The sequence below is a fragment of the Mesorhizobium sp. PAMC28654 genome (assembly GCF_020616515.1).
Taxonomy (GTDB): Bacteria; Pseudomonadota; Alphaproteobacteria; order Rhizobiales; family Rhizobiaceae; genus Mesorhizobium.
In genome coordinates this window covers 92,284-105,669 of the sequence record NZ_CP085135.1, presented here as the reverse complement: position 1 = coordinate 105,669, position 13,386 = coordinate 92,284, and the positions used below count along the sequence as shown (strand labels likewise).

Below are 13,386 nucleotides of genomic sequence, written 5' to 3'. Positions count from 1 at the left end.
ACCCAAATCCCCGCAATCAGCTGCGCGGCTTGAGGTTCTCCGGATCGTAGAGCGGCTTGTAGCCGACAGCCGCGACCTCAACCGGATACGTCTCGCCGAAATACTCGATGGCGAACTTGCGGCCTTCCTGGGCATGGGCCCACGGCAGGTAGGCAAGACCGATGTTCTTGCCGATGGTCGGGCCGTAGGCCATCGAGGTCGTGAACGACCGGCGGCCGAGTTCGTCGACCAGCGTTTCGCCGGTCTTGGGGTCCATCACCGGCATGATGCCAACGGGATAACGGGCCACGCCCTTCGCATCGATATTGTCGGTCATCACCAGCGTGCACAGCATCGCCGGCTGGTGCTCGCGGGCGCGATACTCAACGTGCTTGGCCTTGCCGCAGAAATCATTCTCCTTGACCTTCGGACGTGCAAGATCGGCTTCGAGCAGATTGTACTCGGTCAGAAGGTCGGCGTTCTGCAGGCGCAGGCTCTTTTCCATGCGGCGCGTGTTGGCATAGGTCTCGACGCCGAAGGGCATCACGCCGGTCGAGCGCAGCGCGTCCCAGACGGCGAGGCCGTCCTCGTAGCGCATGTGCAGTTCCCAGCCCTGCTCGCCGACATAGGAGATGCGGAAAGCGGTGACATCCTTGCCGCCGATCCGAACCGGCTTGATCGCCGCGAAGGGGAAGTTTTCGAGCGAAAGCCCGTCCGGATTCTCGACCACCTTCTGCAGGGTCGCCCGCCCGTTCGGACCCCAGATGCCGATGGTGACGAATTTCTCCGTCACGTCGGTGATGGTGACGTCGAACCCTTTGTCCTGCGCGGTGCGGCGCATGTACTGGAAGTCGCGCGGTCCGGCGTCAGCACCGTCGATCAAACGGCAGCGGTCGGCCATGCGGATGACGGTAAAGTCGGCGCGCACCATGCCTTCCTCGTCGAGGAAGTGGGTGTAGATGCCCTTGCCGATATTGTTGTCACCGCCGATCTTGGCCGCGCAGAGCCATTCCAGCAACGCGACGTGATCAGGGCCCTCGACGTCGTACATGGCGAAATGCGACAGGTTGACGATGCCGCAATCCTCGCTCATGGCGAGGTGTTCGGCATTGGAAACCCGCCAGAAATGGCGGTTGTCCCACTCGTTCTCGCGCACCGGCACGCGGTTGCCGTACTTCTCCAGGAGATGCTCGTTGGCGGCATAGCCATGCGCGCGCTCCCAGCCGCCAAGTTCCATGAAATAGCCGCCGAGTTCCTTCTCACGCTCCCAGAACGGCGAGCGCCGGATGTTGCGGCCCTTGGAGAACGGCTCGCGCGGATGCACCGCCGGATTGTAGACCTTCATCGCCGTCTCGGTGCAGCGATCCCAGATGAACTGCTCCTTGGTCTGGTGCGGATAGAAGCGCGCATAGTCGATGGCGTGATGATCGATCGAGGTGCGGCCGTCCGTCATCCAGTCGGCAATGAGCTTGCCCATGCCCGGGCCGTCCTTGACCCAGATGGCAACGGCATACCATAGGCCCCGTACCTTCTGGCTCTCGCCCATGGACGGGCCGCCATCCGCCGTTACCTGCAGCAGGCCGTTGAAGGAGTGGCTCTCATTGTAGCCGAGTTCGCCCAGGATCGGCGTCAGTTCCATGGCGCGCTCTAGCGGCGCCAGGATCTGCTCCATGTCGAGGTCGCGCTGCGATGGCGAAAGCCGGGCCTGGTCCTTCTCCAACAGGTCGCGCGGGTGGCAAAGGCGCGGATTGGTCTCTTCGTAATAGCCCCATTCGATCTGTCCGCCCTCGGCGGTCTTGGGATCGCCGGTGTCGCGCATATAGGCCGAATTGCCCTGGTCGCGCAGCAGCGGCCAGCCGATCTCCTTGCCCGTCCCAGCGAACTCGTTGTAGGGGCCGAAGAAGGTGAGCGGATGGTCGATCGGCATGACCGGCAGGTCCTCGCCAACCATCTCCGCGATCAGCCGGCCCCAGATGCCGGCGCAGACGATGACATAGTCGGCCTCGATGGTGCCGCGATCGGTCACCACGCCGGTAATGCGGCCATCCTTGACGATGAGCGACCTGGCCGGCGTATTGGCGAAGGATTTCAGCTTGCCCGAAGCTTCCGCCTGGTCGACCAGCTTGCCGGCGACGGTCTGTGAGCGCGGAATGACGAGACCGGCATCGGGATCCCACAGGCCGCCTTGTACAAGATGCTCCTCGATCAGCGGAAACTTTTCCTTGATCTCGGCCGGTTCGATCAGCCGTGCGCGCGTGCCAAAAGCCTTCGCCGAAGCGATCTTGCGCTTGATCTCGTCCATGCGACCGTCATCGCCGACGCGAGCGACTTCGAGGCCGCCGACGCGGGCGTAATGGCCCATCTTCTCGTAGAAATCGATGGAGTAGAGCGTCGTCCAGCAGGACAGGAAATCATGGCTGGTCGTGTAGCAGAAGTCGGAGGCGTGCGCCGTCGAGCCGATGTCGGTCGGGATGCCGGATTTGTCGATGCCGACGATGTCATCCCAGCCGCGCTCGATCAGGTGGTGGGCGATCGATGCGCCGACAATCCCACCCAGGCCGATGATGACGACCTTCGCCTTTTCCGGAAACCCTGCCATTGCCCACGACTCCAAAGCGGTTTTGCGGGCGGACTATAGGGCGGAGCGGTGGCGCGATTGAAGCCTGTTTGCGACATTGGCAAAAAGCCGAGCGACCAGATGGAGGAATGCTTCACGTCCCGCCTGGGGTGGCTCTCTTTCCACCCGGAAAGGCCAGCTCAGGCGAAAGCCCAGATGTCTTCCGCCTGGAGGCCGACCTGGTAGCCGGCGGTCTTGAGCTTGACCACGACCTGGCCGATCTCCGGGGCGGGCAGCGCGCCGACTTCAATCTTGATCATGCCCGGACGATAGCGCTTGAGGTCGAGCTGTTCGAAGACGATCCAGTCGGCGCCCTCGCAATCGACGAGGAAGGCGTCGATATGGCTGATGCCGTTGCGGTCGAGCAGCGTCTGCAGGGTTTCCGACGGCACCTCGATGTCCTTGAGATGCGGAGCGAACTTGTTGAAGTCAGTGTCTTCTTCACCCCAGGCATTCTTGCCCGACATCAGGTTGGTGTCGGTGACCGACGAGCAGCCGATGAACTCGATCGGCAACGTGCCGGCCTCGAGCGCGGCGGCATCGAAGGTGTGAACGGTGATCGTTCCCTTTGTCTTCGTCACGGCCACCGGCTCGATAATGAAGCGGTTCGTGTCGGGATAGTTGGCGCGCAGCCGCTTCTGATTGTACGGGATCGGCTCGACCAGCACTGCGCGTGCTCGCGGGATGCGATGCAGCCACGGCGTCACATCATCGAAAAGCGCGCCATCGCAGGCGCCGACATTGACCATCTGGAACGGCTGCCCTGCCCCACTGAGCCGCGCCTTCAACGCTGCCCTTGCCAGGAATTTCGTGCCGCGCAGTGATGGGCCGCGATCGAGCAGGCTCTTGGGGAGACCTAGCGACAGGGCAATGCGCGCCAGGCCGGGAACGGAACTCATGGCTTGTCTCCGGGAATGACGTGTAAGCCAACGCGGCGTTCGCCGTGCCCCAGGGATGACCACAGCGCCATCAAGGGACCAACCAGCAGCAGGAAGGGCGGGATCAGGTTAGGAAAATAGATGCGCGTGTCGTGGATCGGAAAAACTGTGAACTTGGCCAACACCCCGAGCACCAGCGCGGCGAACAAAATGCCGCCGCGGCGGTCGAGCCGGAAGCCGGCGCGGCTGGCCGTATACCATCCCGCCAGCGCCAGCACCGAGACGCCAACCCAGCTGTTCATGCTGACAGCACGCAGGAGGGAGGTGGCAAAGGCCCTGAGATAGGCGGTGACCGAGAACGCCGGGTGGAAGTTATTCATATTGTAGTGCTGCTCGATGCTGGAGAACCACAGATGCGGCCACCAGCCCGGATGATGCGCCCAGTGCGAGATGGCGAAATAGGCGACGAAGGAGGCGGCAAAACCGGCCAGCGCGCCCCAGGCCTTCTGCCGGTAGGCAATGAGCAGAACGGCGAAGATGGCAAGAAAGACAATGTTGTCCGGCCGCGCCATGAAGGCGAGGAAAAGCAGGATCGCCGTAGCCACCTCGCGACCGCGGACATAGGCATAGAGCCCGGCGAGAAACAGCGCCGAGCACAGCAGGTCCGGCGTCGAGGCCCGCGCCGCTTCACCAAAATCGGCCATGATCAGCACCGCGGCGACAACGGGCGCCAGCGCCAGCGCGCCCTCGGAGCGCAACCACCACAGGGTGATCGCGCCGAACAGCAGCACCGAAAACACCGAGACGATCCGCATTGCCTCGACCGGCGACATCACCGAGCTCAGCGTCGACAGTATCTCGGCATAGAGGAACTTGATCCGGTACATGCCGAGCAGCGAATGGAAATCGGCGGCATTCGACGTCATATGACTGCGGAAGCCGCCGCCATCGTCGGTCAGCGCCGCATAGTCGCCAGCCGAAACGCCGGCCTTCACCGTGCTGTAGGCGTAATCATGCAAGGCCTGCGGATCGGGATAGGTGCCCTCCTCGGCGACAGCGAGATAGGGCAGCATGTCCCAGTTGGTGTCGGGCAGAACCCACGCCGTGAATGCCGTCAGGAGAATGTAGAGCGCGAAGGCCGCCGCGCCGATCGGTGCTGCCAGCCGCGCATAGGTTCCCTCGCCCCATGCCAGACCGGCCAAGGTGAGCCGGTCGAGTGGATTCCTGGGAGCGGGGGGCTTGGTCAGCATGCTTAGTGAACTTCTCTTTAGCGGACTTGGCTTTTGACGAAATCCTTCACGATCGACACGATGCCACGCGACAACAGGCTGTCGAAGGCATCGACGAAGCGGTCGACATGCTCGCGCTGGCAGATCAGCGGCGGTTCGAGACGGATGACGTTGCGGTTGTATTCGGTGAAGGCGACGAGCACGTCGTAATCGCGCAGAAACAGCGCCCCGACGAAGCCCGACAGCGAGCCCTTGAGCTTGTCGTCGAGCACGCTGACGATGGGCCGCAGCACCATCGGCAAGGTCTGCGAGAAGTCGTGGAACTCCAGCCCGACCATAAATCCCTTGCCGCGAACATCCTTGATGATCTTCGGATACTTCTCCTTGAGCGCCTGCAGGCGCTGCAGCAGGTAGTCGCCGGTGACGGCGGCGTTGTCGATCAGCCCCTCGTCATAAAGCACGTTCAGCGCCTCGATCGACGTGACGCAGGCCTCACCCATGCCGCCGAAGGTCGCCATGGCATGGATCATCGCCGTCTTCGGCGTACCATAGGCCTTCATGTAGACTTCGCGACGCGCGATCATCGCGCCGACGGCCGCCTTGCCGCCGCCCAGCGACTTGGCCAGCGCGGTCACATCCGGAATGACACCATAATGCTCGAAGGCATAGAAGCGGCCGGAGCGGCCATAGCCGCACTGCACTTCATCGGCCACCCACAGCACGCCAAACTGATCGCAGAGCGCGCGCAGTTTCTGCCAGTATTCGGCCGGCGCCTGGATGATGCCGCCACCGCCCTGGATGGTTTCAAGCACGATGACGCCGATCTCCGGGTCAGAGCGAAACAGGCGCTCGACCGCTCCGATGTCGGCGAAGGGAATGCGGACGGTATTGTCGGCCATCTTGAAGTCGGCGCGGTAGAGCTGGCCATCGGTGATGCCCAGAACGCCCTTGGTCTTGCCGTGGAAGGAATTCTCGGCATAGACGACTTTCGGCCGCTTCGGGCCGGCCGCGCGCTCGGCGAGCTTCACCGCTGCTTCCATGGCTTCCGAGCCGGATGAGCCAAGGAACACCATGTCGAGATCACCGGGCGAGCACTTCGCGAGGTTGTGCGCCAATGCGGCCGCGTATTGCGACATGAAGGCGATGGCGATTTCCTGGCGCCTTTCTTCCTGGAATTTCCTGCGCGCTTCGAGGATGCGCGGATGGTTGTGGCCGAAGGCCAGCGATCCAAAGCCGCCGAAAAAGTCGAGGATCTTGCGGCCGCTCTGGTCGATGTAGAACATTCCCTCGGCGCGCTCGATCTTGATCTTGTGGAAGCCGAGCAGCTTCATGAAATGCAGCTGGCCGGGGTTCAGGTGCGCCTTGAACAGGTCGGTCATGCGAGCGACGTCCATGGCCTTCGCCTGCTCGACGCTGATCAGGTCAGGCTTGGCGATGGTTGCGGGCGACAGAGCCGGCGCGCTGACCATGGTGCGCGCGCTCGTGTGGTCGGGTTTGGCCATGACGGTCATTACAAAATCTCCAATTGGCCTGTATTCGGCCGTCCCATTATTCGGCGGGTACGTGTTTGGTGGCGACAGCATGGCCGGCCTTCTTGGCCCGGTATTCGCTGTAGGCGGCGATCAGCATGTCCTCGTCGCGATATTGCGGCACCCAGCCAAGCTGGCGCTCGGCCTTGGACACGTCGAGCACGCATTCCTCGTCGGCGATCAGATATTGTTCCGGATCCATGATCGGCATGTTCATCAGATCGAGCAGGTCGAGCGTCCGCTTGACCGCCCAGCCCGGCGTCGGGACCAGGATCGACTTCGAACCGGCATGCCTGATCAGGTCGCCGAGCAATTTCTTGACCGGCGGCGGATTGAGCGAACCGAGATTATAGGCCTCGTTGGGCACACCGGCTTTCCAGGCGGCGCGCGCGGCCTCGGCGCAGTCGAACACCGAGATGAACTGGTAGGGGTTCCTGCCCGAGCCGATCATCGGCACGGGAAAACTCCAGTCGATCAGCTTGAACAGCTTTTCCAGGATGCCGAGCCGACCTGGGCCGATGATCAGGCGCGGACGAAACAGCGAGATCGACATGCCGCGCTTGCGCCATTCGGCCGCCAGTTCCTCGGTCTTCTGCTTCGACCAGCCATACTCGCCAAGCGGCGCGACCGGATGCTCCTCGGTCATCGGCTGCGTCACCGTATGACCGTAGATCATGTCGGTCGTGTAATGCACGAGCTTCGATGCGCCGGCTCTGTCCATGGCCTGCATGATGTGCTCGGTGCCATGGAAATTGACAGGGAAGAAGAAGTCGTGCCGCTTGGCGCGCACCTGGATCGGCGACAGCATTTTTGCCGACAGATTGTAGACCATGTCGTCGGTCTTCAGTCCGACCGAGTCGACCGAGGCAGGATCGGTGACGTCGCACTGAACGAAGCGGACGTTGCGGTAATGCGGCAGGTCGCTCTTGACGATATCGGCGACGACCACATCCTCGCCGTCGACCAGCAGTTTGGGAGCCAGGTGGCGGCCGACGAAACCGTCGCCGCCGAAAATCACATGTCTCATCGAATGATCTCGCTGTGAATCTTGTCGGACGAAAGAGAAGCCGTTTCCTCGTCATGCACGCGCCCGCTCTGCGCAATCAGCACCGTGCCTAAGCAGATGAAGGCGATGCCGGCGATGCGCCAGCCATTGAGGTCCTCGCGGAAGACAAAATAGGCGACGATCGCGACAACCACATAGGCAAGGCTGAGAAACGGATAGGCGAAGGAGAGCTCGACCTTGGACAACACATAAAGATGCGATCCCATCGAGATAACGAAGGTGCAGAGCCCGAGGAAAACCCATGGGCTGAACACGATCTGCAACAGCTTCACCGCCGGATTGACGCCCTCGAACGAAATCGGCCCGAGCGACATCATGCCCTGCTTGAGCATCACCTGCGCGGCGGCGTTGGTCATGACCGTAAAAAGAATGAAGACAATGTATTTCATATTTTCCCACTCATCCCTTCACCGTCCTAGTGCAAACCCGCAAACATTTCGTGAAGTAACAAGAATATTTTGAATGAACCATTGGGTTAGCAATGTGATAACCAAGACTAAGTCGAATTTTACCTATTCCGCGGCCTCGGCGGCGGCGCGCCGCCCATCGAGTCTTTTCGCTGTCCGTGCCCAGAAGCTCGACATGAAGGCGGGATCGCGCAGCGCTTCCAGGCGCTGCCAATCTGGAAAGGACGAAGCGAGGATTTCGGCGCCCATGCGGGCATCCTTGTACGGATTGACCGCGCCGCCGGCTTCCACGGTGATGCGGTCGAGTTCCGACAGCAACGCAAGCGTTGGTGCGCCCCGGTTGGGAAAGTCGAGCGTCAGCGTGAACCCCGGCCGGGGAAACGACAGCAGAGCCGGCGAACGGATCGAGCCGAAGCGTTTCAGCACGGTCAGGAACGAGCCTTGCCCGGCCTTTCGTGCCGCCGCGAGCAGTGCCGGCACGACCTGGCGCGCGGTGTCTTCCGGCACGACGCTCTGGTGCTGGAACAGCCCTTTCGGTCCATAAAGCCGATTCCAGTCACGGACCCCGTCGAGCGGAAAGAAGAAGCCCTGGTAACCGACATGGCGCGGCGCGGAAGACCGGCCTTTCTTCCATCGGTACGCTGCATTGAAAGCGGTGAGGAACGGCCGGTTGAGCACATTGAACGGCGGCTGGACCGGTACCGACAATGCCCCAGTTGCGTGCGAGGCCACGTGCGAGCCATGCTCGGCATGGTTGCCGGTGAACAACAGGCCGCGCCCGCTGTTGCGGCCGCCGGCAAGCTGGTCGATCCAGGCGACGGCATATTCATTGGCCTGGTCGGCGGCCTCGGCAAGGCCGAAGAATTCACCGAGATCGCGAAATGGTGTCGCCTTCTCGACGATGTCGAGCGAAGGCACCCGCATCAGGCGGACCAAGGCCGACAGGATCAGGCCGGTCAGCCCCATGCCGCCGATCGTCGCGCGGAACAGGCGTGCATGGTCGGTGGCCGAGCAGCGATATGTTCGGCCGTCCGAACGCAGCAACGCGAAGGATTCGACATGACAGCCGAACGTGCCGCGCCGGTGGTGGTTCTTGCCGTGGACGTCGTTGGCGATGGCGCCGCCAAGCGTGACGAACTGGGTGCCCGGGACAACTGCCGGAAAGAAGCCGTAAGGTGCAGCATGCGCAATGATGTCGGACAGGAGAACCCCGGCCTCGGCCTCGATAACGCCGGTTTCGGGATTGAAGGCGCGGATGCGGTTCAGCGAGCGCATGTCGACGACGGCGCCTGCCGCGTTCTGGCAGGAATCGCCGTAGGAGCGGCCATTGCCGTATGCGAGCAGGCCGTCCTTCTTCGCCTCCCGGGTCTTCAGCATCGCGACACCATCATCGGCGGTGACTGCGCGTGCTGCCGGTGACGTGGCGAGGCCGAAGCTTTGGTAACGCTCGGCCATGCCTACCAGCCCCCGATGACCAGCAGCACGGCGCCGATGAACACCACGATCTGGCTGCGCCAATCGCGGATGATGAACACAACCGGATCGTCGTGCATCTCGTCGCGCCGCGCGAGGATCCAGACGCGCATGGTCAGGTAGAGCACGATCGGCGCCAATGGCCAGATCAGCCAGGGGTGCGGGTAAAGCTCGCGGACCGCGACGCTGTCCATGTAGAGCGCCAGCACCAGCGCGGACGAGAAAGCCGAGGCCATGCCCGCCTGCGCGACGATCTCCTGGTCTTCGGTGCGATAGCCACGGCCGGCAATGCGCTCGCCAGCGGGAATGGCGGTGGTGCGCAATTCGACGTAGCGCTTCACCAGCGCCAGCGACAGGAAGAAGAAGATGGAGAAAGCCAGCAGCCAGAACGACACGGCGACCCCCGTTGCGGCTGCGCCCGCCAGGACACGGATCGAGTAGAGCCCCGCCAGCGTCAGCACGTCGACCAGCAACATGCGCTTGAACGACAGCGAATAGGCCGTGGTGACGACGATGTAGGCGCCGAGCACGGCGAGGAACTCTATGGACAGTGCAAGGCTGGTGCAGACGCCGACCGCCAGCAGCACCACGATCGCGCCGATCCCGAACGGAATCGAAAGAGCGCCGCTGGCGAACGGCCGGTTACGCTTGGTGGCGTGTTTACGGTCGAGTGCGAGATCGAAGAAATCGTTGAGGATGTAGATGGCCGACGCCACCGCGCTGAACGAGATGAACGCCAGCATGCATTCCCAGATCATGTTGGGGCTGAAATATTGGTGCGCCAGCACCATCGGCACCACGATCAGCGAGTTCTTCAACCACTGATGCACGCGCAGCATCTTGACGATGGTCCGGAACGTCGGCTTCGGCGCCGGCACCATCTCGGCGCCATTCGCTGCCTGCCAGCGCGCGGCGTGCCGGTCCGGCGCCACGACAATAGCGGTGCGGGCGGCATCGAAGACCTTGAGGTCGTGCCGGCTGTTGCCGGCATAATCGAACCCACCATCGCCATAGGCCGCGACAAGCGAGGCGCGCTTCTTGCCGGCGGTCAGATTGTCGAGGCCGTCGGTCGCCAGCACCCGGTCGAAAATGCCCAGATGGCCGGCGATGGCCTCGGCGAATTTGCGTGGCGTGCCGGTCGCCAGCACGATCTTGCGGCCTTCGGCATGCTCGGCGCGAAGGCGCTGAAGCAGCACGTCGCGGTAGGGCAACGAAGCCGGATCTATGTCTATGCGCTGGGCAATGGCCTGCTTCAGGCGAGCCGGGCCGCCAGCGGCCCAGAAGGGCACGAGGAAGATGTAGAGCGGGTTCTTCTTGAGAAGGATGAACAGCCCTTCCCACAACAGATCGGTCGAGATCAGCGTGCCGTCGAGATCGACCGCAAGCGGAATAGCGTTCCTGTCCGATCGCGCGTCCATGTCCCGTCCTGCCCTGCTAAATCCGCCATGCGCCGTGGTTGGGCGTCTTGTGATGGACATAGCTGGGATCAGCGCAGTGAACGTTAAAGTTGTCGGCCCGGTTGCGTCCGAAGACCGGTATTTCCCCGGTCATCGTTAAGCAGCTATGACCACGAACAATAAAAGGCCGGGCAAACACCCGGCCTTCCACAACCCGTGCGATCGAAAAGACTTGATTGAGGATTCCATCTCTGTTTGACCGCCATCCGGGCGATTCTGTCGCTCACGGCCTCGGTCGGCCCTTGCGCCTCGACTGCTGGCGCAACAAGTTCGCGCACCTTGCTCGGCATGGCATCGCCCGGCCACGGCGCCTCATTACAGCTAGGTCTTTCGTCGGCCATAGCTGGTCAGTTCAACCGTGTCATTTTGAACGACGTGACCATCCTGGCTAACAATCGTACTGCGCTTGACCCAGTGATCTATCACCGGACTGTACCATGTCTTCATAGTAAAGTCTGACTTGGGTGACGCGTCATTGCCGTTGCGCCTGACAAACTTCGTTTCAACAACGAAGGCATCGAAGCTGCCGGCCTTGGTAACGACGGTTTCCTTGCCGGTTACTCGCGACTGGCCTGACTTTTTCCAGACTTGTCCCTTCATATCGATTTCACTGGCTTTGAAAGTCCAGGATTTTCCAACTTCGAGAGGCAGTTGCACCCCACCGAAATTATGGGGCGACCAACGGATCCCGCCGTCCCTCACAATATCCCAATACGTATCGTAGATAATAACGCTTTCGGTTGTAGACGAACCAGCAAGCTCTACCCTGCAAGTGATGTCCTTGGGCGAAACATCGGTGACCAGCCAGGTGCGGCTCTCCTTCACAGCACCGGTTATGTCATCAAAGACGTCGTAGCTCCAATGATCACCGACCGCGGCCTGAGGCATGTCGACGGCATTCTGCGTAGCGGCCGTTTCGGGCGCCTTATCTTTCGCTTGTCCCGTCGGCGGATTTGTTTCCTGGGCAAATACTGATCCGCTGGAAAGAATGAGCGCCGCCGTAAAGAACAATAGCTTCATCGGTGTCATGATAGACCTCTCAGATTGGGGAAATTCAAGACCGTCCGTAGTCGGTAAGCTCAACCGTCCAGTTTGATTTCACCTGCTTGTCTCTGAAGGTTTTCTCGGATCGCTTCACCCAATGATTGATCTCCGGCACCCACCAAGTGGTAGTTGTGACCGTGGCTTTCTGTGCCGGATCAACAGCTCCGCGGATGTTGACCACTGTCTCGTATTTGATAGCATTGAATGTGCCTGCATCCGTGGTGACGGATTCCTCACCAATAACCTTGGATGTCTCCACCCGCTTCCATAGCGTTCGGGAGGAGCGTATGTCCGACGCTTTTGCATTCCAGCTGTCGTTCACCTTCATTGTATTATTCACGCCTGTCCCGTCATTTGGCTCGAACTTCGCAACGTTCGTGCTTTTTACATTCCACAGCCGATCAAAGACGCAAAAAGCTGGAAGAGCCGCTCCGAGAAACTTCACACTGACGCTCACGTCCGTGTTTCCAACGTCCGTGACCGTCTGGGTGAATTCGCCTGTGAGGTCGCCGGTAAGATTGTCCCTACTGAGATAAGTCCAGTGATCGCCGACGGCCACCGGGCGCATATCGGATAGAGCGGGGCCAGAGGAAGGCGGCTGCTGTATCGCCGAAGGCTTGGCATCACTGGCTGGCGTCTGCGCGATTGCCGCCATGGGGGAAAGTCCAGCCAGTAAAAGTCCAAACATAGCCAAGCGTTTCATCAGCACCTCCCAGAATATCTTGAGAGCAACTGCTAAAGCACTGAACACCTATGGCCAAGGCTTGGCAGATACACTTTTACGTGACGTTCCAGTCAAGTCGTCAAAAAAGACAGATCACTCAAGATAACCCAGCGATGGGCCAAAGGCTGCCAAGGCGCCAAAGGGAATGGCTCGATCCAGATCGTTCCACCCCACGGCCAGCGCCGCGGTCTGGACCTTGAAGCCTGCCGGCCGGCGCCCGGGACCGATAGATGGGAGGCTGTCACGGCATCGGGCATCGGCAGGCATCCGGCGACGACAGCGGAATATGCCGCGCCTCGGAGCCGTTCGACGCTGACATTTTTGTCAACGAGTGTGTCGGTCGCTGATGGGAAGTGCGATTCCCCCGGAACGCTTATCTGCTTGCAACTACTTGATGCGGGCGACTCCACCCGAGATTTCGATCGTTTCCGAACCCGTCAGGGCTTCCAGGTCACCATTGGGCAGGGTGACGAAACAGCCGCTGGCGCAAAATTCCACTGTTTCGCCGGCGGCCAGCGCCAGCTCGGACTTGCTGCCACCCTCGGTTACGACGAGCGTGCGGGTCTGCGCGTCCTTATTGACCGCGCTGGCGGCATGGGCAGAACCGCCCGCGGCGAGCAAGGCAACGGCAGCGACGAGAGACTTCCACATGTGCAATACCGGTGTTCCCACCGCCTCTGTTGCATTTCGCAAGGCATTTTCGCCCTTTGCATGCGAACTTATATGAGATGGAAGCTGAACCGCAACTGAATGCCGCATTCATGCCGCAATTCATGCGCGGCCTCGAAAGGTGCGGATTCTACCCCCTGAATGTCTAGAGCATGATCCCGAAAAATGGGAACCGGTTTTCGGAAAAGATCATCCTCAAACACAGAGATAGAGCCCCATCCCGATTCCATCGGGATGGACAGGCTCTAAAGCGCGCCGCGTCGGAACGGATTCATGCGACGCGCTTTGAGTCTTGGTTTTCCATACATGTCGTT

The 13,386-nt window shown here is 61.2% G+C and carries 11 protein-coding genes; all 11 read right to left on the bottom strand.

Annotation, left to right across the window (positions count from 1 at the left end; genetic code table 11):
• Nucleotides 1–16: 16 nt before the first annotated feature.
• Nucleotides 17–2,578: a GcvT family protein gene (locus LGH82_RS00490; protein ID WP_227346822.1), complete on the bottom strand. Its 2,562-nt coding sequence runs from the start codon at nucleotides 2,576–2,578 to the stop codon at nucleotides 17–19.
• Between the two features lie 158 nt (nucleotides 2,579–2,736).
• Nucleotides 2,737–3,495, bottom strand: coding sequence for an FkbM family methyltransferase (locus tag LGH82_RS00485; RefSeq protein ID WP_227346821.1), 759 nt, complete (start codon nucleotides 3,493–3,495; stop codon nucleotides 2,737–2,739).
• Entirely contained in the window at nucleotides 3,492–4,724 is a 1,233-nt protein-coding gene (locus LGH82_RS00480) for a hypothetical protein (RefSeq protein WP_227346820.1), read from the bottom strand. The genes LGH82_RS00485 and LGH82_RS00480 overlap by 4 nt, the downstream gene beginning before the upstream one ends.
• A 17-nt stretch (nucleotides 4,725–4,741) precedes the next feature.
• A complete protein-coding gene (locus LGH82_RS00475) occupies nucleotides 4,742–6,172 on the bottom strand; it encodes an aspartate aminotransferase family protein (protein ID WP_227349443.1) in 1,431 nt (476 codons plus the stop codon).
• Between the two features lie 79 nt (nucleotides 6,173–6,251).
• The gene (locus LGH82_RS00470; RefSeq protein ID WP_227346819.1) at nucleotides 6,252–7,259 is read right to left on the bottom strand and encodes an NAD-dependent epimerase/dehydratase family protein; all 1,008 of its coding nucleotides are present in this window, start codon (nucleotides 7,257–7,259) and stop codon (nucleotides 6,252–6,254) included.
• Complete coding sequence (locus tag LGH82_RS00465; protein ID WP_227346818.1) at nucleotides 7,256–7,687, bottom strand: EamA family transporter; 432 nt, start codon at nucleotides 7,685–7,687, stop codon at nucleotides 7,256–7,258. The genes LGH82_RS00470 and LGH82_RS00465 overlap by 4 nt, the downstream gene beginning before the upstream one ends.
• 123 nt (nucleotides 7,688–7,810) lie before the next feature.
• Nucleotides 7,811–9,160, bottom strand: coding sequence for an FAD-binding oxidoreductase (locus LGH82_RS00460; RefSeq protein WP_227346817.1), 1,350 nt, complete (start codon nucleotides 9,158–9,160; stop codon nucleotides 7,811–7,813).
• A 2-nt stretch (nucleotides 9,161–9,162) separates the two neighbouring features.
• The gene (locus LGH82_RS00455; protein WP_227346816.1) at nucleotides 9,163–10,596 is read right to left on the bottom strand and encodes a UbiA family prenyltransferase; all 1,434 of its coding nucleotides are present in this window, start codon (nucleotides 10,594–10,596) and stop codon (nucleotides 9,163–9,165) included.
• 360 nt (nucleotides 10,597–10,956) lie between these two features.
• Nucleotides 10,957–11,664 carry a hypothetical protein gene (locus LGH82_RS00450; protein ID WP_227346815.1) on the bottom strand — a complete coding sequence of 236 codons (708 nt, stop codon included), beginning with the start codon at nucleotides 11,662–11,664 and terminating at the stop codon, nucleotides 10,957–10,959.
• A gap of 25 nt (nucleotides 11,665–11,689) precedes the next feature.
• Nucleotides 11,690–12,382 carry a hypothetical protein gene (locus LGH82_RS00445; RefSeq protein ID WP_227346814.1) on the bottom strand — a complete coding sequence of 231 codons (693 nt, stop codon included), beginning with the start codon at nucleotides 12,380–12,382 and terminating at the stop codon, nucleotides 11,690–11,692.
• Between the two features lie 408 nt (nucleotides 12,383–12,790).
• On the bottom strand, nucleotides 12,791–13,054 hold the full coding sequence (locus LGH82_RS00440) for a hypothetical protein (protein ID WP_227346813.1): 264 nt from the start codon (nucleotides 13,052–13,054) through the stop codon (nucleotides 12,791–12,793).
• Nucleotides 13,055–13,386: the final 332 nt, after the last annotated feature.

Coding starts and splice junctions, on each gene's coding strand:
- LGH82_RS00455 (WP_227346816.1), bottom strand. CDS start 10,596: ATGGACGCGCGATCGGACAGGAACGCTATTCCGCTTGCGGTCGATCTC.
- LGH82_RS00490 (WP_227346822.1), bottom strand. CDS start 2,578: ATGGCAGGGTTTCCGGAAAAGGCGAAGGTCGTCATCATCGGCCTGGGT.
- LGH82_RS00480 (WP_227346820.1), bottom strand. CDS start 4,724: ATGCTGACCAAGCCCCCCGCTCCCAGGAATCCACTCGACCGGCTCACC.
- LGH82_RS00485 (WP_227346821.1), bottom strand. CDS start 3,495: ATGAGTTCCGTTCCCGGCCTGGCGCGCATTGCCCTGTCGCTAGGTCTC.
- LGH82_RS00475 (WP_227349443.1), bottom strand. CDS start 6,172: ATGGTCAGCGCGCCGGCTCTGTCGCCCGCAACCATCGCCAAGCCTGAC.
- LGH82_RS00440 (WP_227346813.1), bottom strand. CDS start 13,054: ATGTGGAAGTCTCTCGTCGCTGCCGTTGCCTTGCTCGCCGCGGGCGGT.
- LGH82_RS00460 (WP_227346817.1), bottom strand. CDS start 9,160: ATGGCCGAGCGTTACCAAAGCTTCGGCCTCGCCACGTCACCGGCAGCA.
- LGH82_RS00445 (WP_227346814.1), bottom strand. CDS start 12,382: ATGAAACGCTTGGCTATGTTTGGACTTTTACTGGCTGGACTTTCCCCC.
- LGH82_RS00450 (WP_227346815.1), bottom strand. CDS start 11,664: ATGACACCGATGAAGCTATTGTTCTTTACGGCGGCGCTCATTCTTTCC.
- LGH82_RS00470 (WP_227346819.1), bottom strand. CDS start 7,259: ATGAGACATGTGATTTTCGGCGGCGACGGTTTCGTCGGCCGCCACCTG.
- LGH82_RS00465 (WP_227346818.1), bottom strand. CDS start 7,687: ATGAAATACATTGTCTTCATTCTTTTTACGGTCATGACCAACGCCGCC.